We start from the raw sequence: 19,203 nt of genomic DNA, 5'->3' as shown, positions 1-19,203 counted from the left end.
TTTACTATACGGTGTTGTAATTATTCTTTTATTCTTTAGCCTGTGCTATTACGGCTTCGTTCAGGCGTACGTATTCATCATCGTTGCTGGCTTTGGCTAACCTTACACCCTCCTGGGCGGTTGCAACAGCCGCTGCTTTATCGCCAGTTTTCAATTGTATGCGTGCCTTCCATAATTTATACCACGGGCCGTTTGGCTCAAGCTTTTCAGCTTCAAGTACCCATTGCATAGCTTTTTTAAGGTCTTTATCATTTTCGTAGTAATACTGTATGGCATTAAAATAAGGGCGCTTTTTAACATCCCCCTGCATCAACTTATCAATGTTGGCAGTTATCTGCGCATCATCGTCTGTTTGCATATGAATAGGAACCGCGGTATGGTCCCATATAATATACAGGTCGGTTGTTTTAGTGGTTGAGTTAGCAAACGCAATGGTAAAGGTTTCGCGTTTTTCTTTAACTGTTATAGGCTTTACGGTAAAACGTAAAAGGTCATCGGCTTTTTTATAGTCGTAAGCACCCCATTGTTTAGCCGTTTTATTTAAAATAATGGTCCAGCTATTTGGCTCCGGAATGCTGAAAAGGGCATACGTGCCTGCGGGCACTTTGTTGCCTTCAACCAATACATCTTCGCTAAAGGTTATGGTAGTAGCAGCGTTTGCGCCGGTGCGCCATACTTCGCCATACGGGTTTATGCCGCCAAATATTTTTCGGCCTTTAACGTTGGGGCGCGAGTAGGTTATCGTGATTTTTCCCAACCCGAAATCCTGTATAATAGTTTGGGTTGAACTGGCTTCGGGGATACGCGGCTTGTCCTGCGCGGAAGCAATTATGGTAGCACATGCCAACAGCATGGTTATAACACCTTTAAAATATTTTTTCATCGTCATAGTTATTACGAAGTTACTAATTGTAAGATGAATTTTAAGTGAAATATATACAAAGGATTTTTGTGAACTGCGTAAAAAATAAAAGCCCCCCAGACTTGCTCCGGGGGACTTTCAACCTAAACCTTATCACAATTAACCGGCAAGATTGCCGGTATGCATAGCGTAGAACAAATACTATACCAAAATTGAACAAGCGCTAAAAATTTTCTAAATGTGTCAAAACGACGGAATAGAACCTTTTATAAAGGGCCTCGGCTATCATATACGGCAGTAGTGTTGGTTATTTTATACAAGCAGGCATACAGTTATTGCAGCTTTGTGAGGTTTTTACGGCGCAGATAGTTATCCAGTAAAAACAGGCCCATTACCACATCAAAAAACAGGAACCCTTTAATTACCGGACCTGTAAAATAACTGCTTACCTGCGGAACGTTTAATTGCGTAACGTTTAGCTGCCCGGATAATTTGAAGCCCGTGCCCGCCGACCAGTTTACCGCGCCTAAGGCATACATTAATAATATTACCAGGCTTAACGCAAAAAAGGTTGATATCCCTAAAATGATGCGTTTATCAATAGCCGCCTTCAGCGGCTGTTTCGCATTTTCTATGCGGATGCCTTCCATTACATTATAGGTAAAGGCCATCGGTGGCTCATCCAGGTCCATCGCGCTGAATGCCGTATTCAATTGCAGCAACTCATTGTACTTTTTTTGATATACCTCGTCCTGTTCAATAAGCATGGCAATGGCCTGCTGCTCTTGCGGGGCGCAGGTACCATCAATGTAGTTCCAAAGCTTTTCTTCTATACTGTTCATATCAATTCGTTAACTTCATGTTTCAAATTACGCTCCAGCCTTTCTTTCAAACGCTGGCGCGCTCTAAATAGTTTCACCTTAACCGTGTTGGCCTCTATACCCATGGCCTGCGATATCTCTTCAAGCGATTGCTCGCCCTTGTAAAACATGGTTATAATAGCGGCATCGTCAGGCAATAATTGTTGTATAGCCTCATTCAAATAATACGATCGCGACTTATTTTCAACGTTATAATCGTAACCGCCTGGCTTGCTCTCTATTTGGTGCAGGTTTAGGTTTGTTTTTGGCCTACCTGCTTGATCGCACCGTTTTCGCCAGCAGCCAATATCAAAATGAAGCAATTTACTTTGGCCTGATAGCCATATTTGGCGGCCTTGGCCTGGTGCTTTCTTACCGTATTGAAAAGAAAGAACTTTACGACAACGACCTTAATAAATAAGCTTAATAAGCAGAAGCATTTAAAGGAGCCGACAGGCTCCTTTTTTTTTGTTATAATATTAATTCCTGTTATCTTTATATGAAAATTCTAATTGTGATGAAGAATAAAATATTATTAATGATGACGCTGATGGTCGCGGGGCTTTCGGCATCAGCGCAAACCGCTGAGAAGAAGGCGAAAATAACCAACGCTTCGGAAGTGGTTTATAATGTGAACACCACCAATAATCATAAAGAGGGCGTGTATGCAATACAAAACCTTAATAACAATGGTTTGTGGTTACAGGGTGTGTATAAGGATGACCAAAGGGCCGGTAACTGGAACTTTTTTAATAAAGATTTCAAATTATTTATGCGCTATAATTATGACCAGAAAAAACTGGCATTTTTAGATGAACATGCGCTTGATAACGTAATTGTTACCATTTTAAGTGATGAAGATAAGGTACGAAAAGACGCTTCGGTTCCGTTGCCACTTTGCTCGGTAGATTATTATTTACAGCTAATGGCAAATAATATTTACGCCGTTAGGGATGCAAAGTATAAAGATATGGATGCAGAGGTAACTGCTCGTATTGGTACCGATGGCAAAGCAACCTATACCGTAATTTACTCGGTAAACGGCAAAAAGGCCGACAAACAGAAGGTGACCCTGCCCGACGATAAGTTTGCTGTTGAATGGATACCCAGTATGTACAATGATAAACCCGTTGAATCGGAGTTTACGGCCTACCTGAAAATACAGGGAGACGAACCCGCTGTGGACCATATGAGAAGGACCAGCTGGAACTATTAAAGAGTAACTGCATAATAAAACGGCCTGTCAAAAAATTTGACAGGCCGTTTTATTTATAAATAGCGATCTTTTATAATATTAAGGTGATATATTTCGTGCCCGGCGGTAATATATACCAATGCAGCAACTTTAACCAGCGCGCCACTGGCCACACCACTATGCCCTAATTGTTCAGCACTGAATGACCGGTACAAATACAGGGTGGATTGGCGCACCGCTCTAAACTCTTCAGCAAGGCTTTGTATGGTACGGCTGTTAAAGTCGGTGCTATTTACATAGGTTTCCTGGTCAAAGCCGGGCAGGGATATATCCTCGCGCGAAAAAACAAAGGCGCGGAACGAGAATACCCTTTCGGTATCTATCATGTGGCCAAGCACTTCCTTCAATGTCCATTTACCATCAGCATAGGCATGCATGGCCTGCTCTTCGCTCATGTTGTGGAATAAGTTGTAGGTAAACGCCTGATTATCGGCCAACAGCTGCAAAACATCGGCGCCTTCAGGCACTGCGTTCACGTATCCTGCAGCATACGGCGGGTACTCGTCAGAGTTTGGCTTGCTTATCATACTTTATTGTTTTTAATACTATCCTAAATGTTGTACCCTTACCCAGCTCAGACTCTTTAATAAAGATCTGCCCGTCGTGATAATTTTGTATAATGCGTTTTGTTAACGACAGTCCCAGCCCCCAGCCGCGCTGCCTTGTAGTATAACCCGGCTGAAACACCGTATCAAACTTTGAGCGTGCTATGCCTTTGCCGGTATCGGCAATATCAATAAATATCAGTTTTTTTGGTTTGTTGCCCGTTACAGATACCCTTACGGTCCCGGTGCCTTCAATCGCATTCACTGCGTTTTTCAGCAGGTTTTCCAACACCCAATCAAACAGTGGGATGTTTAGTCCGGCGGTTAAACGGCGGTTGCCTGTCAGTTCAAACGTGATCCGGTTGCTCGCCCGCACCCTGAAATAGTCTACAAAATCTTTTACTACATCGTAAACCGGGTGTTCATCCAGCTTTGGTTTCGATCCGATTTTCGAAAAACGGTCGGCTACTATCTCAAGCCGCTTTACATCGTTCTCCATTTCGGCCATAAGCGGGTCGTCCTCGGCATTGAATTTTTCTTTCATCACCTCGATCCAGGCCATTAACGATGATATGGGGGTACCCAGTTGGTGAGCGGTCTCTTTAGCCAGGCCTACCCAAACCTGGTTTTGCTCGGATTTGCGCGAAGAACTGAACGCCGTATAAGCAACTAATAAAAATATGGCGATAACCGATAACTGTATATAGGGGAATATTTTTAACTGCGTTAGCAGGGGCGAATCTTTATAATACACAAGCCACGGTTCGTTAAAAACAGTTGTAAGCCTTATAGGCTCGTGCTGCTTTTTCATATAAGCCAGCTCATCCTTAAAATACTGCAGGTCGAATTTCTTTTTCTGGCTCTTGAGTTCCTCTTTATCCAGGTTGATGAAGGTTTTGGTTGAATCTAACCCCCGGGTAAACAAAAAGTCGCCTTTCGCATCGGTAACAATGGCGGGCACAATAAGGCTATCGCGTACAGATAACACGTACGACAAAAAGTCATTATCGTATGTGTTACCTATCTGTTTCATACTTAATGCCCATACCTGGGCCCGCGTACGTTCGCTGTGTGCAATATTTTTTACAAGATAGCTGGTATAAAAAACCGACCCGCTGGCAATAACCACGGCAAAGGCAAGCAAAAAATATTTCCAAAGGCGTTTTTGTTGATACGGGTTCATAAAGAGATGCTCAAATAACGGGATTTTTTTCGGGATCGGCTCATTTTAGCCCTTCCTCCACCCGTTCAATCACGGCCGATATTTCTTCAGCACGCCTATGCCATGTGTTACTCTCGGCGGTTTTTAAGCGCGCCTGCCGTTTTTCGGGCGTATCTTCAGTCATTTCGCTTAATACATATTGCAGAAACGTTTCTTTGTCGTCGGTTATTTTTATCAGGTTGCTAAAGTCGGCAATGTCACCAAAATTGGTACTTACCACAGGGAGCCCCGCGGCCAAATACTCGTTTATTTTCATGGGATAAATACCCTTTGTAAAATTGTCCTTTACAAAAGGGATGATACCAACCGAAAAAGCTTGCAGGTAAGCAGGGAGCTGTTCAGGTGCTTTAGGGCCTTCAACCTTTACGTTGGGGTATTTTTTTAGTATAGCTTCGCCGCGTTCGCTTAGTATGCGGCCAACAAAAACAAATTCAGCATGGGGCATGTGGGTGAAAAGGTGCTGCAACAGATCATAATCAGACCGATCATCCACAGTGCCTACATAACCAATAACCATTTTGGCGTGGTTTGGTGTATGGTTAAAGCCTTTCCTGAACAGATCAACCTTTACGGCATTCTTTACTATAAAGCATTGTTTACAAAAGTCTTTCTTGCTTTCATAAAGGCCCTTTGAAGTTACAATAACCGCGTCGGCCATTTTCATAAATGCAGCCTCGAGCCGAAGGCCATGTTTGCTTAGCCATGATGGGGCGCCCTTAATTTCGTCATAACAATGGTATATCAGTGTTTTTTCGTTAAAGGTGCGGCCGGTTATAACGCCCATGCCCGGGTTAAATGATGTGAAATTGATTAGCTCATGCTGCATTTCCAGCTGCTTTAACGCTTTTTTAATACTGCGCCGCAAAAGCCAGCCATTAAACTTCAGCAGGTTGTTATACACCAGGCCGCTTGGCAAAAAATTTACAGGGAACACCAGGGGCGGAAAGAGCACGTATACCCGGCCCCCGTTATCGGTTGGTATTGTTTTTATACGGCTTTTTAAGCCAAACGCCTTTGCAAAGTCTATTTTGTCCTTATCTCTTACACCGGCAAGGGCATCTTTATAAGTATAAGCGTTCTCTACAAATAATACCCTGTTACTTGCCGAAAGAACTTTCATGAGCTCAACAACAGCCTTAATGTAATTACCGTTCCATTCGGTTCCGCTTATGCACAAAATATTGCGGTTGTGTATCATGCCCGGGTATTTATTGCTAAACTAATAATAAAACCCGTTGTTATTAAACATTAAATGGTTTTCCAAACAACTAATGGTGATGAATTATATGTTTTAACGCCTTTAAAATTTTTCAAAAATAGTTTACCTTTAAAACGGTAAGTAAATATCGCTTATCGATAAAAACCCTTTAAAAATGTCTGATAACAAACTGTATGTTCATTATGGTTGCGGCCAAACAGCTCCGCAGGAATGGGCTAATTTTGATGTATCGCCAACGCTTGTTATTCAAAATACACCGGTTGTAGGTTTTTTGCTTAAAAAAAGCCTGGGTCAGGTATTTGATAAGAACGTCAGGTATGGCGATATTACCAAGGGTTTACCGGGGATAAAAGATAACAGCGCCGACGGGGTTTATTGTTCGCATGTATTAGAGCACATGTCGCTCGAGCATTTCAGAATAGCACTACGTAACACTTATAAAATGCTGAAACCGGGCGGCATATTCAGAATGATAATGCCCGACCTGGAGGTTTTGGTGCGCGATTATATCAACGATAAAGATGTAAAGCACGATCCTGAAGCGTCAATCACCCTCATCAAAAGAATGATGATGGGCGTTGAGGTTAGGCCGCGAAGCTTTAAAGCGGTTACCAAACATTTATTTGGGTACCTTGAACATCTCTGGCTGTGGGATTGGGAATCGACAGAAAAAGAATTGCGCGACGCGGGTTTTACCAATATCCGCAGGTGCGAGTTTAACGACTCGGCCGACCCTATGTTCAAGCTGGTAGAAAATCCGAAACGGTGGGAATTAGTTGTAAAGTTTGAGGCCATAAAATAACTTATTTTGCCGATATAAAATGCTGTCCCGTTTTTCGTGATGGCATTTTTTTAGCGGAATAAGGATAGCTTATTTTTCGTTATAATACATATTGCGCCCCACAAAGTTACTTAGTACTATATATTAACTTTAAATAAAAGATGCCTTATCTCATAGGTTAATTTGTAAATTAGCGAGTACTATGGCCCCTGTTAATTATCACCACCCTAAAGGGCTTTTGCTGTGCTTATTTTTGCTCGTAATGGTAACGGTTGCTGCTGCACCTAAAGGCGATAATAAGCCTTTAATAAAAAGAATTACCCGGTTCAGTACGGTCGATTCCGCAAGGCGTTATAGCGATTCGCTCTTAAATATTGCTAAAAAGCAGAATAATAAAGTGTTTGAAGCCCAGATACTTTACACCACATCGTTTAAATATTACCAGGCAGGCGAAGAAAATACCGCGTTAGATTATGCGCGGCGTGCTGTTGTTGCAATAAGCCCAAAAGCAGACTCTGTTACCTACGTAAAGGCGCGGTTAATGATAGCTTACATGCTTAGCCGCAGCGCCCAAAACGAGCCGGCTTTAAAAGAAGCCTTTGCCACACTGAAAATAACTGATAAATATGGCTGGCGAAAGCTGCGCATTGAAACCAAAATATGCATTGCAGATATTTACCGCCCCTTACGCGAAATTAACCGGGCATTGCCATTTGCCGGGCAGGCGGCAAATGAAGCCCTTGCCCTGCGTGATACCGGCCTTTACATTTTTGCAGCCAGCACCTTATCAAATGTTTATTCGGGCCCCAAAAAGCATGGGGATATACCTGCCGAAAACCTGGCAAAAGCTGCATATTATCTCGAAAAGATACTAAACCCGCCGTTTGAGAAGAATATACCAAATTTTGCAAAAGCTAATTATATGGGCAACCTGGGCAGGCTTTACCAGATGCAGGGCAAGCCAGATAAAGCCGAGGCTGTGCTGCTAAGGTCGTTAGATATTGCTTCCAAATATAATTACCCATCGCTGGCAAAGCATAGCCTTAATGAGTTAGCCACCCTGTCCATTGATCGTAAGCAATATAAAAAAGCGGTTGATTACGATACCCGAGCGCTGGCAATACAATCCGGCGCTAATAGCAACCGGGTTTTACAGCGCGATATTTACAACAAACTGGCTGATGCTTACGCCGGGCTTAAAGATTACAAGCGGGCGTTTGATTTTGCGGTTAAAGAAAACCGGCTAAACGATAGCATACTTACAACCGACCAGGGCCAGTTTGCCGCCGAATTGGATAAAAAGTATCAAAATGATAAGCGCCTGTTACTGGCAGATAACCGTAGTAATTTGCTTAAGCAGCAACGCAACTTTACAATTATAGCGGCGTTGTTTGCGCTATTGGCAATTATTGCTGCATACAGGTGGTTTGTATATAAAAAGAGAAAAGAAGCTGCCGCTCTTGTTCGCGAACATCAGCAACTGGCAAAAATAGATGCTATGAAAAGCAGATTTTTTGCAAACATCAGCCACGAGTTAAAAACTCCGTTAACCTTAATAATGGGGCCGGCCGAGCAGTTGCTGCAGGGCAAATTAACACCTGAAGAGCACTCAGCTAATTTGCAGGCAATAACACGTAACAGCAAAAAATTGCTGAATATGGTTAACGAATTGCTTGATCTTGGAAAAATAGATTCAGGCGGTTTATTAGTGAAGCCACAAACAGTAAACCTGGCCGCGTTTATAAAGCTTCTTTTCCAGGGTTTCGCTTCTGCCGCCGAATATAAAGGTGTCAGGTACACGCTTAGCTGCAATATTAACGAAAACCTGCATGTATTGTTAGACAAGGATAAGTTTGAGAAGATAGCCAATAATTTCATCAGCAACGCCATAAAGTTCACTCAAGCGGGGCGGTCTGTAAATGTGGTAACTGCTGTGCACGATGATATGATAGCCTTTAGCGTACAGGACAACGGCCCGGGCATACACCCCGATGACCTGCCGCAAATATTTGACCGCTACTACCAGGGCAGGCAAAGCAGTTTAAACGCCGAAGGAGGGACAGGTATAGGTCTCTCAATAGCTAAAGAATTTGCCGAACTGATGGGTGGGCGTGTGGAAATTGAAAACGTATATGGTGAAGGCGCTACCTTTAAAGCATACATACCATTGAATGCGGTAACTGTACAAAACAGCCATGTAAGCCTTACCGGCCAAGTTGACGCACCAGGCAACGCCGCAGTTTCACAAACGAGTAAGTTGGTTTTACTGGTAGAAGACCACGACGAAATGGTGCGGTACGTTGCTTCGGTTATCTCTCCCTCATATAATATAAAAACCGCAGGCAATGGCATTATTGCGTTACAGATGTTAAACAACGCCACGGTATTACCCGATCTGATCATATCCGATGTGATGATGCCCGAGATGGATGGATTTACACTTTTAAGCAAGTTAAAAGAACATCCTGTTTATTGCCGTATACCGGTAATAATGCTTACGGCCTTATCAGATAGCCGTAATAAGCTACGCGCGCTAAACATCGGAGTAGATGACTATTTAACCAAACCATTTATAGCCGGCGAACTGCTTGCACGTACCGCCAACCTGCTGGCCAATGCCTCGGGAAGGGGCTATCCGCAATTTGACACCGTCGATCCGGACCGGCATACAATTAGTCCTGACGTGGTTTCAGCGCGCGCCCCCTTACCGCCGTCGCCCGCGGATATGGTATGGCTTAGCAATTTTGAAAGGACACTACGTACCCATCTTGGTAAAACCGAGATAAATATCACCATACTCAGCGACGAGATGGCCATTAGCGAAAGGCAGCTATTCAGGCGTATTAAAGATATTACAGGCTTAACACCCAATAAATATATTCGCACCGTAAGACTACAGGTTGCGCGCGAAGCTATTGAAAGCGGCAAATACCGCACCGTTGCCGAGATATCATACCTGGCGGGGTTTGAAACGCCGGCTTATTTTAGCAAATTATTTAAGGAACATTACGGCCGCGAGGTTACCGAACTTTTATAGCACTAATTAATATAGGTTAATTTTAAATTGAAAATGGCGATTTTGTATACTTAAATGGCAATTTTATTTACAATAATGGCAGTTTTATTTTGGGCTAACGCCTGATTTTTGGGGAAACCCAAACACAAAATGGAACTGATATTCAACGAACAAAAAGCAACAATGAAAGTGGCGGCAGAACCCAAACAAGATGCGGCTTGCCCGCGCTGCGGCAGAAATGCCTGTGAGCGTATAAAGCGTGGCATACTGGTTAAAACCTTTTTACCCTGGTTAAAATTAAAACGCTACCGCTGCCACGGCTGCATGCATGCATTTTACAAGGTAAAAAGCTAAACAGCCCCCGTAAGGTTATTTATATTGTACTTATTTGCCGCATTTTGCTATTATTACATTTCTATAAAACTATCGGCAATGAAACAATATGGCCTTATCGGGTTCCCGCTTTCGCATTCTTTTTCAAAGAAATATTTCACAGAAAAATTTGAAACGGAAAACATAGCAGATTGCACGTACGAGTTGTACCCTTTAGAAAACATCAACGACCTGCCGAAACTGCTGCATCAACACCCCAATCTTTGCGGCCTTAACGTAACTATACCGCACAAGGTGGCCGTTTTAAAATACCTGGATTGGATAGAGCATGACGCTAAAGGCGCAGGAGCTGTTAATTGTATACGCGTTACCTCCGAAAGCCCATTGCAGGCAGCGTTTTCGGGCGAGGTTGGTGTAGAAGGCCACGATTTTAGGCTCGAAGGCTACAACACCGATATTTATGGATTTGATATGTCTATAAGTCCGCTGCTTACCAACCAGCACGATACAGCCCTGATACTGGGCGATGGGGGAGCGGCCAGGGCTGTTAAATGCGTGCTGGATAACAAAGGCATCACTTATAATTGCGTTACACGTAAAGCCATACCCGGCAATATATTATTCAGCGATCTTACCCCTCGCCTTATTAAAGAAAATAAGCTTATCATCAATACCACCCCGTTGGGTACGTATCCAAACATTGATGAATGCCCGCCTATCCCATACGAAGCAATAACCGGCGATCACCTTTTGTTCGACCTGATCTATAATCCCGAAGAAACTCTGTTCCTGAAAAAAGGAGCGGAGCATGGTGCCGTTACAAAAAACGGATATGAAATGTTAGTATTGCAAGCAGAAAAAGCCTGGGAAATATGGAATTCAAAAGCAAAGCACCCATGAGATACCTTGTGTTATTTATTGTAATAATGGGTATAGCCGGCTGCGGTGGTAATGCCGATTATTCGCCTAAACCACGGGGTTACTACCGTATCGTATTCCCTGCTAAAGAATATCAGCGATATACCGAAGGCTGCCCCTTTACTTTTGAGTATCCGAAGTATGGCAAGGTAGAGGCAGACAAATCGGCCAATGCAAAACCCTGCTGGCAAAATATACAGTTCCCGCAGTTTAATGCCACGCTTCATTTAAGCTATCAGCAGGTAACTTCAAAAAAAGAATTTAACGAGTTGATAGAAGATGCTCACAAGCTTAGCTTTAAACATACCGTAAAGGCAACATCTATTGACGAGGGTGTGATAGCCTACCCCGACCGTAAGGTATATGGCATTTATTACACCATTGATGGCAACGCGGCATCATCGGCGCAGTTTTACCTTACAGACAGTACCAAACATTACCTGCGCGGTGCTCTTTACTTTAACTCCGAGCCGCGCCTCGATTCAATTCAGCCGGTGCTTAACTTCATAAAGAAGGATGTGGATGTGATGATAAAAACGTTTAAGTGGAAATAAAGCAAAAAGCTTTTTATTCGCTTTAGGCTTTAATTTTTCTGCTTTCGGCTCAATAACCTACTTTTGCTCCATGGCTACCATTCAATCCTTCGAAAACAATCCCTACCAGGAAAACACCTACTTGTTGTTCGACGAAACAGGCGAATGCGCCATTATTGACCCGGGGATGTACACAGCCGCCGAGCAAAACGCGGTGGTAGATTTTATTCAGGAGAATAAACTTACACCTGTGCTATTGCTAAATACCCACTGCCATATAGACCATGTGTTGGGCAATAAGTTTATTTTCGACCAGTTTGGTTTAAAGCCCAGGTTTCATATTGGCGAATCGGACACGCTGGCGGCGGTTGTGGCTTATGCACCTGCCATGGGTTTCAGGTACGACGCTTCGCCGCTGCCTGATGAATACCTGCCCGAAACCGGGGCCGTTAAATTTGGCAACACCGAATTGCAACTGATATTTGCGCCCGGGCATTCGCCAGCGCATTTGTGTTTTTATGATAAAACGGCAAACATACTGATAGGTGGTGATGTATTGTTCAGGAACAGCATTGGCCGTACAGATTTACCCGGGGGTAATTTTAGCACCCTGGTAAAAAATATCGAAGAAAAACTTTTCGCCCTGCCTGACGATTGTACGGTTTATCCGGGCCATGGCCCCGAAACAACTATTGGCTACGAGAAACAAACTAACCCATATTTGTAAATAAAGCGCATTTGAACACGTCCGTCTATATAGCCAAAAGGTATCTGTTCTCCAAAAAGCAGACCCATGCCATCAACATTATATCAGGCATATCCATATTGGGTGTGCTGGTTGGCAGCGCGGCTTTGATCATTATCCTTTCGGTGTTTAACGGGTTGGAACAGGTTATTTTATCGTTATACAGCAACTTTACACCCGAACTTAAGATAGAACCGCGCCAGGGCAAAACTTTTGACCCAAACCAGCCTTACTTTGTTGCACTTGCAAAAGATAAGAATGTGCTATCGTACACGCAGGTATTACAGGAAAAAGCATTGATAAGGTACTCGGACAGGTCGTTCATCGGTACCATTAAGGGCGTAAGCGATGACTTTTTAAAAGGTAAACAGTTAGACAGCACCATACAGTTCGGTTCGTTTACGTTGAAAGATAACGGGGTAAATTATGCGGTTATAGGCGCTACGGTACAAGGTAACCTGGGTGTCAGCTTAAAAGACCAATTTACGTCGCTGCAAATATTTTCGCCCAGGCGCAGTGCCGGTAACTCGTCAAACCCTATGAACGATTTTGTCTTCCGGTCTATTCATCCCTCGGGCGTATTTGGCATCCAGCAGGATTTTGACGACCAGATTATTACGCCTATCGGGTTTACCCGCGACCTGCTCGACGAGCCTGATAAGGTGTCGTCCATTGAAATAAATTATAAAACCGGCACCGACCTTGACGAAAAGCAGGATGCTATACTTGAAAAGATAGGGAAGGACTTTACGGTTAAAAATCGCAAGCAACAGAATACCGAGTTATACAAAACCATTAATTACGAACGCTGGTCTATTTTTATGATACTAACGTTTGTGCTGGTTATTGCCATATTTAACATTATAGGTTCGTTAACTATGCTGGTTATTGATAAGCGAAAGGATATCGCCATTTTAACCAGCCTGGGGGCCAATAAAAAGGTAATACAAGGCATCTTTTTTTTCGAGGGGATGATGATATCTGTGATAGGCTGTATAGCCGGCCTGGCCCTGGGCCTGGTTATATGTTTTATACAACAGCAATTTGGCTTTATAAAAATGGGGTCAACCATGTCGGTGCTTGATGCATACCCCGTTGCTTTTAAATTAGGTGATATTGGGTTGGTGTTTTTAACGGTTACCGTTATCGCGGTAATCGCATCCGGTATCAGCTCCAGCCTGAGCGTTAAACGGCTGGACGAGATAAAGCAGGAGCTGTAGGTAACCCACCCCTGGCCCTTACCGGCTACGCAACGTAGGATGGAAAACAGGTTTTGCCTTACATTATTTACAAGTAAATATGGGGTACAGGCGCGGCGCTTTTGGGGAGAGTAAGCAATATTTACAAATACAATTTTGCATGCCACATTCAATTCGTTAGCTTTAACGCATTACCTTCGCAAACAATATTCAAACCCAATCGCCCAAGCGGCGTTACTAATACTATGGAATCTAAACGTCAGCAAAAATTTGCCGGGGTAATACAGCAGGACCTGGCCGCAATATTTCAACGCGAGGGGATGAACTATCTTCCGCATACCCTGGTTACCATTACCCGGGTGCGGGTTACCCCTGATTTAGCTATCGCCCGCGTTTTTCTTAGCTTTTTTAATAACACAGATAACGCAACCGCACTGCAAACCATTAAAATGCACGCTTCAGAGATCCGCTATAAGCTTGGTGCCCGCATTAAAGACCAGGTGCGCATCATCCCGCAACTGGAGTTTTTTGTTGATGATACCAGCGAATATGTGGAGCGCATGGATAAAATATTTGACAAGCTAAGCCACGAGCCGCGCCAGCCAGACAACGACGATAACTAAAGCTATGTTTGCTACCGATTTATTGGCAGCTTACCTACAGGCCAAGCCGCGTATTGGTAAGGTGGTAGATTTTGATGCCAGTCACGAAAAGCTTTACATGTTTGATTTTACCTCGGCCAACGCCGAGCTGTCTGAAACCCTTGTTGCAGATACCGACGCTTTTGGCAAATGGATAGACAAGAAACTGGCCGATAACCAATGCCTCTACGGCATTGGCGGCTATATGGAGCACCGTACCATCTACTCAAGAAGCGCACATTTTGACACCGGTAATGAGCCTCGCCGTCTGCATTTAGGCGTAGATATCTGGGGCGCCGCCGGCACGTTTGTTTACTCGCCCATGCCCGGAAATGTGCACAGCTTTGCCGACAACAATAACTTTGGCGATTACGGTCCGACCATTATATTGCAGCACAAGCTTGAGGGCTTACCCCTTTACAGTTTGTACGGGCACCTAAGCCGCGAAAGCCTTGTTAACTTACAACACGGTCAGGCAGTGGATGCAAACCAGCAGATCGGCACATTTGGCAACGTCACCGAAAATGGCAGCTGGCCGCCTCACCTGCATTTTCAATTGATGCTTGATGTTGGAGATGCACAGGGGGATTATCCCGGCGTAGGCCAATACTCGCAAAAAGCGCAGTACCTGGAAAATATCCCTGATGCAAATTTGATACTGGCCTTTTCAGGCTTTAATGCTGCCGCTGTTTGATAAGATGATACAGGTGGCGTAGTTAATGTATGTATTTATTCTTTGCTAAGACCTTCGGGCGTGTTGAATAAATAGCATCCTTATGTTTGCATGCGTAATAAACGGGCGTTAAGCCGGTTATTTATTAAAAGGTTCCGGAACTTTTAACTTAATAAACAGTTTGCCCCGTAATCTGCGATACTATATGTAATTTTATAGCGATGCAACAACGCGAACAAATTTCTGTATTCGATATGTTTAAGATAGGCATAGGCCCGTCAAGCTCGCATACGCTTGGCCCCTGGCGTGCCGCGCAGCAGTTTGTTGAAATGCTGAGGCAGCAGGCCGCACTGCCGCTTGTTGTGCAGGTTAAGATATTGCTTTACGGATCGCTTGCCAAAACCGGCAGGGGGCACGGCACCGATATAGCCATACTGCTTGGCCTCAGCGGCGATGACCCGGTAACTTTTGAGGTAGATAAGATCGACACCAAAATTAATGATATCAACGACACGCATAAATTGATTTTAGGAGGTGCCAAAGAGATCAGTTTTTTTGCAGACGAGGATATGCTCTTCCTGTTTGCCGAAAGTTTGCCTTACCACCCCAACGCGGTAACCTTCCAGGCTTTTTTAAGTAACGAAACGGCGGTTTCGGCTACCTTTTACTCAATAGGCGGTGGCTTTGTAGTAAAAGAGGGTGCGCAAACCCAGCAAAAAACAGAAGTTGACCTACCCTTCCCGATCGATACCGCGGGTGATTTGCTGCATTGGTGTATAAAAACAGGCCTTAAAATATCTGAAGTGGTGATGGAGAATGAGCTGGCCTGGCGCACCGAACAGGAAACCCGTAACGGCGTACTCAATATTTTTAAAGTGATGCAGGAGTGCATGTACCGTGGATGCCATACCGCCGGCAGCCTGCCGGGCGGCCTTAACGTAGCCCGCCGCGCAACAGCCTTAAATAAACGACTGCTAAAGGGTGCAACCTACACTAACTACACCGAATGGGTGCAGGCCATGCGACAAACGGGCAATGGTTTCCAGAATATATTAGATTGGGTGAGTTGTTTCGCGCTGGCTGTTAATGAAGAGAACGCCTCGTTCGGGCGCGTGGTTACCGCACCTACAAATGGCGCGGCAGGGGTTATACCCGCCGTTCTGCAATACTATATCTCGTTTTGCGACGGCTTTGATGAGCAACGCATCATCCAGTTTCTGTTTACAGCATCCGAAATAGGCAGCATATTTAAAAAAGGCGCTACCATATCGGCCGCTATGGGCGGTTGCCAGGCCGAAATTGGCGTATCATCTGCCATGGCGGCAGCCGCGCTTACCGAGTGTTTGGGCGGCAGCCAGCGCCAGGTGTTAATGGCCGCCGAAATTGCAATGGAGCACCATCTGGGCCTTACCTGCGACCCGATTGGCGGGCTGGTGCAGGTGCCCTGTATAGAGCGTAATACCATGGGGGCTATTAAGGCCATCACTGCAAGCCAGCTGGCATTGCAGAGCAACCCCGATAAGGCCAAGGTAAGCCTTGATGCCGTGGTGCGTACCATGTGGCAAACCGCGCAGGATATGAACTCTAAATATAAAGAAACCTCCGACGGAGGCCTGGCTATTAATATCCCTATAAGCTTGCCGGAGTGTTAGGAGTATATAATTAATGCTTTAATAACTATTTAAGCATTTCATCAATAAATTCTTTTAAAACCAGGGCGTGATTATGTTTTTCGTTGCGTGCGGCGTATAACAGGGTCACTGTTTTGTGTTTCCTTACAAGCTCAAGCAAGGCGTTAGCTGCGTGGTTTTGGTGTAACTCTTGAATGTACCTTAATCTGAATTCGTCCCAGTGTGGTGCTTCGTGATTAAACCATTTTCGTAGTTCGGTAGATGGCGCCACTTCTTTCATCCACTCATCCAGGTGTGCGGTTTCTTTTTTTACGCCGCGGGGCCACAGGCGGTCAACCAGTATGCGCACTCCGTCTTGTTTATCAGCCGCATCATACACCCGTTTTATTTTTACTGTTGCCATAAGTAATATAAAACAATGACAGTTATCCTAATCCTTAATCTGGTCGTTTACTAACGGCAACAACTGAGCAACCCACATGCTATACATATTGCCAGAAGGGTGCAGGCCGTCGTTAGCTATCAAACTTGCATCATCACTCGCCCTTCGCGATGACGGCGTAATATCAACGTAGGTTACGCCAAGTTTTTCTGTCTCCTGCTTGTTTATGGCATTAAACTGGTCGATTTCAACAGCAACCTGCGCCGGGTCAAAGCCGTTAGCTTTTGCATATGGTGTTACACCCCAGTCGGGTATAGATAACACAAACACATGCTGCCTGTTACCACCTGCATAGTTAATGGCGGTATTCAGCAATTCAATAAACTCTGTACGGTAATCGTCCTTGCTGTAACCGCGGTACTGGTTATTTACCCCTATAAGCAGGGTTACCACGTTGTATTGACGGTTTTTAAGGTCGCGCGAAGCGATGCCTTTTTTTAGGTCGCCGGTCGTCCACCCGGTAATAGCAACGATATCCGGATTTTTAACAAAGTGGTTCGTCGCATTAAGGTTATGCGTTAACTGGTAAGGGAATGATTGTTCTAACGGCACAGCCTCGCCAATGGTGTAAGAATCGCCCAGGGCCAGGTATGTTAATGAGTCGGAGGTGGGCATATTATTATAAGTGGTATTTATTCCCTGCTGCCGAACATCGGCTTTTTTGCATGCTGTTAGTGTACCAATTAAAAAAAGTATGGTTAATATTCTCATCTACATCATCTCCATACCAAAAAGTACGGAAATATGATGTTTAAGGATTTCTTTAACTTCGTTTATATCAACCTTGCGGCCCAACTCGGCTTGCATAGATGTTACGGCCTTGTCATCAATACCACAAGGCACAATGTTCTTAAAATAATCAAGATCCGGGTTTACGTTAAAAGCCAGCCCATGCATGGTGACCCACCGGCTGCAGCGTACACCCATGGCGCAAATTTTCCGGGCCCGATCATTATCAGCGTCAAACCAAACCCCGGTATAGCCGGGATACCTGCCGCCTGTAAGGCCGTAGTGGGCAAGGGTTTGTATAACCGCCTCTTCCAGTGTGCGCAGGTAAAGGTGTATATCAGTAAAAAAATTATCCAGGTCTAAAATCGGGTAGCTCACCAGTTGCCCCGGGCCATGATAGGTAATATCACCGCCGCGGTTTATGGGATAATAAGAAGCATTTTTTTCCTTCAGGCCCTGTTCGTCGAGCAATAAATGCTCGGGTTTGCCGCTTTTGCCCAGGGTATAAACATGCGGGTGTTCGCAAAAAATAAGGTAATTAGGTGTTACTGTATCGTCATAAATGGGATCGCCTTCGGCAAAGGCCAGAGTACGGTTGCGGATCTCGGTTTTCAATTTAACGGTTTCGCCAAAAAGCTGCTCTTGGCGTTGCCACGCTAACTGGTAATCTGTAAGCCCCCAATCCTGAAATATTACCTTTTTATTCTTCATTTATTATTATCTGAACCCGAATTTATCGGATGCCCGTGCATCTGCACATCTGCACATCTGATCCCGATAGCTATCGGGAGTGCACATCTGCACTATCCCTTCACGTATCCTATCATGTAATCTTCGTATTGCAGGTAACCCACCTCGTAGTGTATGTTTACATCTCCCTTATTCAGTTTGGCCTGCAGCACGTCATGGTGCTGAAAGGTAAAGGGCTGTAAAGATATGTTATCTGCAAACGATACTTCCTTTTGGCCATAGCATTTATAAACCGCCTCTTTGGCGCACCAGCAAACATACAGTTGTTGTATCTTGTGCTTGTCCTCAATAAAGGCTAACTCCTGCGGCAGCATAAATTTGTGTGCAATTCGCTCTACCTTTTCTTTCACCTGTTCAATATCAATGCCCACCGGGCTGGTTTTGCTTATCATCACGGCTGCATAATCAAAAGAGTGACTTAGCGATATATGATAAGGCAGGCTTACCAGGTAAGGTTTGCCGTGTGCATCAACCTTGGCATCTATATACTCTTCGGTTCGCAGCATTTTACGCAGCAACACCCGCGTGCCCAGCCAATGCAGGTAGCGTTTGCTTTTGCTGAGTTTTTTGGTGTAGGCTTTCTCGGTCTCGTCCAGTTGAAGCTGTTTGTATAGCTCATCAGCAGTTTCCTCGATCTTCCAGAGGGCAAACTCTGTATCATCATCAATCTGTTGTCGGTACGCTATAGCCATGGATGGTAAAATTGCAAAAAAGCTTGTCAACTTATATCAGTTAATTATAATAATTAAACTATAAATTTTTCGCGATTGTAACTAATACCACCACTTACGTCATAACAATAACTAAGCATTTTTTATCACAAACTACATATAATGAAGAAGATATACA

General features: G+C 44.3%; 22 protein-coding genes. 12 read left to right on the top strand and 10 right to left on the bottom strand.

From position 1 onward, the window contains the following. Positions 1 to 28 precede the first annotated feature (28 nt). From HDC91_RS13925 to HDC91_RS13915, 3 genes are all read right to left on the bottom strand, one after another. Complete coding sequence (locus HDC91_RS13925) at positions 29 to 883, bottom strand: DUF2911 domain-containing protein (RefSeq protein ID WP_162430512.1); 855 nt, start codon at positions 881 to 883, stop codon at positions 29 to 31. Positions 884 to 1,194: 311 nt separating this feature from the next. Next, complete coding sequence (locus HDC91_RS13920) at positions 1,195 to 1,704, bottom strand: hypothetical protein (RefSeq protein WP_183553175.1); 510 nt, start codon at positions 1,702 to 1,704, stop codon at positions 1,195 to 1,197. Next, complete coding sequence (locus tag HDC91_RS13915; protein WP_255476728.1) at positions 1,701 to 2,045, bottom strand: RNA polymerase sigma factor; 345 nt, start codon at positions 2,043 to 2,045, stop codon at positions 1,701 to 1,703. The genes HDC91_RS13920 and HDC91_RS13915 overlap by 4 nt, the downstream gene beginning before the upstream one ends. On the opposite strand from HDC91_RS13915, the gene HDC91_RS13910 reads away from it, so the two are divergent. Continuing rightward, a complete protein-coding gene (locus HDC91_RS13910) occupies positions 1,988 to 2,143 on the top strand; it encodes a hypothetical protein (protein ID WP_183553517.1) in 156 nt (51 codons plus the stop codon). The genes HDC91_RS13915 and HDC91_RS13910 overlap by 58 nt on opposite strands. 78 nt (positions 2,144 to 2,221) lie before the next feature. Next, positions 2,222 to 2,938 (top strand): hypothetical protein, encoded by a 717-nt coding sequence (locus HDC91_RS13905; protein WP_183553173.1) that lies wholly within the window; start codon positions 2,222 to 2,224, stop codon positions 2,936 to 2,938. Positions 2,939 to 2,991: 53 nt separating this feature from the next. On the opposite strand, the gene HDC91_RS13900 is transcribed toward HDC91_RS13905, so the two are convergent. The 3 genes from HDC91_RS13900 to HDC91_RS13890 are packed head-to-tail and all read right to left on the bottom strand — an operon-like array spanning position 2,992 to position 5,942. Then, positions 2,992 to 3,504, bottom strand: a complete 513-nt coding sequence (locus tag HDC91_RS13900; RefSeq protein ID WP_183553171.1) for a DinB family protein — start codon at positions 3,502 to 3,504, stop codon at positions 2,992 to 2,994. Then, a complete protein-coding gene (locus tag HDC91_RS13895; protein ID WP_183553169.1) occupies positions 3,482 to 4,705 on the bottom strand; it encodes a HAMP domain-containing sensor histidine kinase in 1,224 nt (407 codons plus the stop codon). Before HDC91_RS13895 ends, HDC91_RS13900 begins: the two co-directional genes overlap by 23 nt. 40 nt (positions 4,706 to 4,745) lie before the next feature. Beyond that, on the bottom strand, positions 4,746 to 5,942 hold the full coding sequence (locus HDC91_RS13890) for a glycosyltransferase (RefSeq protein WP_183553167.1): 1,197 nt from the start codon (positions 5,940 to 5,942) through the stop codon (positions 4,746 to 4,748). Positions 5,943 to 6,117: 175 nt separating this feature from the next. On the opposite strand from HDC91_RS13890, the gene HDC91_RS13885 reads away from it, so the two are divergent. The 10 genes from HDC91_RS13885 to HDC91_RS13840 all read left to right on the top strand — a co-directional run bounded on the left by HDC91_RS13885 (position 6,118) and on the right by HDC91_RS13840 (position 16,454). After that, complete coding sequence (locus HDC91_RS13885; protein ID WP_221262189.1) at positions 6,118 to 6,765, top strand: methyltransferase domain-containing protein; 648 nt, start codon at positions 6,118 to 6,120, stop codon at positions 6,763 to 6,765. 181 nt (positions 6,766 to 6,946) lie between these two features. Beyond that, a complete protein-coding gene (locus HDC91_RS13880) occupies positions 6,947 to 9,781 on the top strand; it encodes an ATP-binding protein (RefSeq protein ID WP_183553165.1) in 2,835 nt (944 codons plus the stop codon). 129 nt (positions 9,782 to 9,910) lie between these two features. Beyond that, the gene (locus HDC91_RS13875) at positions 9,911 to 10,114 is read left to right on the top strand and encodes a hypothetical protein (RefSeq protein ID WP_162430520.1); all 204 of its coding nucleotides are present in this window, start codon (positions 9,911 to 9,913) and stop codon (positions 10,112 to 10,114) included. Between the two features lie 78 nt (positions 10,115 to 10,192). Further along, positions 10,193 to 10,993: a shikimate dehydrogenase gene (locus HDC91_RS13870; protein ID WP_183553163.1), complete on the top strand. Its 801-nt coding sequence runs from the start codon at positions 10,193 to 10,195 to the stop codon at positions 10,991 to 10,993. Continuing rightward, positions 10,990 to 11,565 carry a gliding motility lipoprotein GldD gene (gene gldD, locus HDC91_RS13865; protein WP_183553161.1) on the top strand — a complete coding sequence of 192 codons (576 nt, stop codon included), beginning with the start codon at positions 10,990 to 10,992 and terminating at the stop codon, positions 11,563 to 11,565. Before HDC91_RS13870 ends, gldD begins: the two co-directional genes overlap by 4 nt. Before the next feature lie 70 nt (positions 11,566 to 11,635). Beyond that, a complete protein-coding gene (locus tag HDC91_RS13860) occupies positions 11,636 to 12,271 on the top strand; it encodes an MBL fold metallo-hydrolase (RefSeq protein WP_183553159.1) in 636 nt (211 codons plus the stop codon). Positions 12,272 to 12,282: 11 nt separating this feature from the next. Then, on the top strand, positions 12,283 to 13,509 hold the full coding sequence (locus HDC91_RS13855) for an FtsX-like permease family protein (protein ID WP_183553157.1): 1,227 nt from the start codon (positions 12,283 to 12,285) through the stop codon (positions 13,507 to 13,509). A gap of 224 nt (positions 13,510 to 13,733) precedes the next feature. Next, positions 13,734 to 14,111, top strand: a complete 378-nt coding sequence (gene rbfA / locus HDC91_RS13850) for a 30S ribosome-binding factor RbfA (protein WP_162430525.1) — start codon at positions 13,734 to 13,736, stop codon at positions 14,109 to 14,111. Positions 14,112 to 14,115: 4 nt separating this feature from the next. Then, the gene (locus HDC91_RS13845; RefSeq protein ID WP_183553155.1) at positions 14,116 to 14,823 is read left to right on the top strand and encodes a peptidoglycan DD-metalloendopeptidase family protein; all 708 of its coding nucleotides are present in this window, start codon (positions 14,116 to 14,118) and stop codon (positions 14,821 to 14,823) included. Between the two features lie 200 nt (positions 14,824 to 15,023). After that, entirely contained in the window at positions 15,024 to 16,454 is a 1,431-nt protein-coding gene (locus HDC91_RS13840) for an L-serine ammonia-lyase (protein WP_183553153.1), read from the top strand. 25 nt (positions 16,455 to 16,479) lie between these two features. Here the strand turns inward: HDC91_RS13840 and HDC91_RS13835 are convergent, their stop codons facing one another. The 4 genes from HDC91_RS13835 to HDC91_RS13820 all read right to left on the bottom strand — a co-directional run bounded on the left by HDC91_RS13835 (position 16,480) and on the right by HDC91_RS13820 (position 19,046). Then, positions 16,480 to 16,836 carry a DUF488 domain-containing protein gene (locus HDC91_RS13835; protein WP_183553151.1) on the bottom strand — a complete coding sequence of 119 codons (357 nt, stop codon included), beginning with the start codon at positions 16,834 to 16,836 and terminating at the stop codon, positions 16,480 to 16,482. Positions 16,837 to 16,863: 27 nt separating this feature from the next. Continuing rightward, on the bottom strand, positions 16,864 to 17,490 hold the full coding sequence (locus HDC91_RS13830) for an SGNH/GDSL hydrolase family protein (protein ID WP_183553149.1): 627 nt from the start codon (positions 17,488 to 17,490) through the stop codon (positions 16,864 to 16,866). A 96-nt stretch (positions 17,491 to 17,586) separates the two neighbouring features. Beyond that, on the bottom strand, positions 17,587 to 18,315 hold the full coding sequence (lipB, locus tag HDC91_RS13825) for a lipoyl(octanoyl) transferase LipB (protein WP_183553147.1): 729 nt from the start codon (positions 18,313 to 18,315) through the stop codon (positions 17,587 to 17,589). A 92-nt stretch (positions 18,316 to 18,407) separates the two neighbouring features. Continuing rightward, positions 18,408 to 19,046, bottom strand: coding sequence for a 4'-phosphopantetheinyl transferase superfamily protein (locus tag HDC91_RS13820; RefSeq protein WP_183553145.1), 639 nt, complete (start codon positions 19,044 to 19,046; stop codon positions 18,408 to 18,410). Positions 19,047 to 19,203: the final 157 nt, after the last annotated feature.

Origin of the sequence: Mucilaginibacter sp. AK015, from assembly GCF_014200785.1 — a bacterium.
In the GTDB taxonomy this organism is placed as follows: domain Bacteria; phylum Bacteroidota; class Bacteroidia; order Sphingobacteriales; family Sphingobacteriaceae; genus Mucilaginibacter.
The sequence above is the reverse complement of the archived record's forward strand: the minus strand, read 5'-3'. Positions and strand labels throughout refer to the sequence as shown.

Excerpts from the sequence above, each read along its gene's own strand:
- HDC91_RS13880 (WP_183553165.1), top strand. The coding sequence starts at position 6,947 with ATGGCCCCTGTTAATTATCACCACCCTAAAGGGCTTTTGCTGTGCTTA.
- rbfA (WP_162430525.1), top strand. The coding sequence starts at position 13,734 with ATGGAATCTAAACGTCAGCAAAAATTTGCCGGGGTAATACAGCAGGAC.
- HDC91_RS13920 (WP_183553175.1), bottom strand. The coding sequence starts at position 1,704 with ATGAACAGTATAGAAGAAAAGCTTTGGAACTACATTGATGGTACCTGC.
- HDC91_RS13845 (WP_183553155.1), top strand. The coding sequence starts at position 14,116 with ATGTTTGCTACCGATTTATTGGCAGCTTACCTACAGGCCAAGCCGCGT.
- HDC91_RS13860 (WP_183553159.1), top strand. The coding sequence starts at position 11,636 with ATGGCTACCATTCAATCCTTCGAAAACAATCCCTACCAGGAAAACACC.
- HDC91_RS13835 (WP_183553151.1), bottom strand. The coding sequence starts at position 16,836 with ATGGCAACAGTAAAAATAAAACGGGTGTATGATGCGGCTGATAAACAA.
- HDC91_RS13900 (WP_183553171.1), bottom strand. The coding sequence starts at position 3,504 with ATGATAAGCAAGCCAAACTCTGACGAGTACCCGCCGTATGCTGCAGGA.
- HDC91_RS13905 (WP_183553173.1), top strand. The coding sequence starts at position 2,222 with ATGAAAATTCTAATTGTGATGAAGAATAAAATATTATTAATGATGACG.
- HDC91_RS13890 (WP_183553167.1), bottom strand. The coding sequence starts at position 5,942 with ATGATACACAACCGCAATATTTTGTGCATAAGCGGAACCGAATGGAAC.
- HDC91_RS13885 (WP_221262189.1), top strand. The coding sequence starts at position 6,118 with ATGTCTGATAACAAACTGTATGTTCATTATGGTTGCGGCCAAACAGCT.
- HDC91_RS13820 (WP_183553145.1), bottom strand. The coding sequence starts at position 19,046 with ATGGCTATAGCGTACCGACAACAGATTGATGATGATACAGAGTTTGCC.
- HDC91_RS13925 (WP_162430512.1), bottom strand. The coding sequence starts at position 883 with ATGAAAAAATATTTTAAAGGTGTTATAACCATGCTGTTGGCATGTGCT.
- gldD (WP_183553161.1), top strand. The coding sequence starts at position 10,990 with ATGAGATACCTTGTGTTATTTATTGTAATAATGGGTATAGCCGGCTGC.
- HDC91_RS13830 (WP_183553149.1), bottom strand. The coding sequence starts at position 17,490 with ATGCCCACCTCCGACTCATTAACATACCTGGCCCTGGGCGATTCTTAC.
- HDC91_RS13875 (WP_162430520.1), top strand. The coding sequence starts at position 9,911 with ATGGAACTGATATTCAACGAACAAAAAGCAACAATGAAAGTGGCGGCA.
- HDC91_RS13840 (WP_183553153.1), top strand. The coding sequence starts at position 15,024 with ATGCAACAACGCGAACAAATTTCTGTATTCGATATGTTTAAGATAGGC.
- lipB (WP_183553147.1), bottom strand. The coding sequence starts at position 18,315 with ATGAAGAATAAAAAGGTAATATTTCAGGATTGGGGGCTTACAGATTAC.
- HDC91_RS13870 (WP_183553163.1), top strand. The coding sequence starts at position 10,193 with ATGAAACAATATGGCCTTATCGGGTTCCCGCTTTCGCATTCTTTTTCA.
- HDC91_RS13895 (WP_183553169.1), bottom strand. The coding sequence starts at position 4,705 with ATGAACCCGTATCAACAAAAACGCCTTTGGAAATATTTTTTGCTTGCC.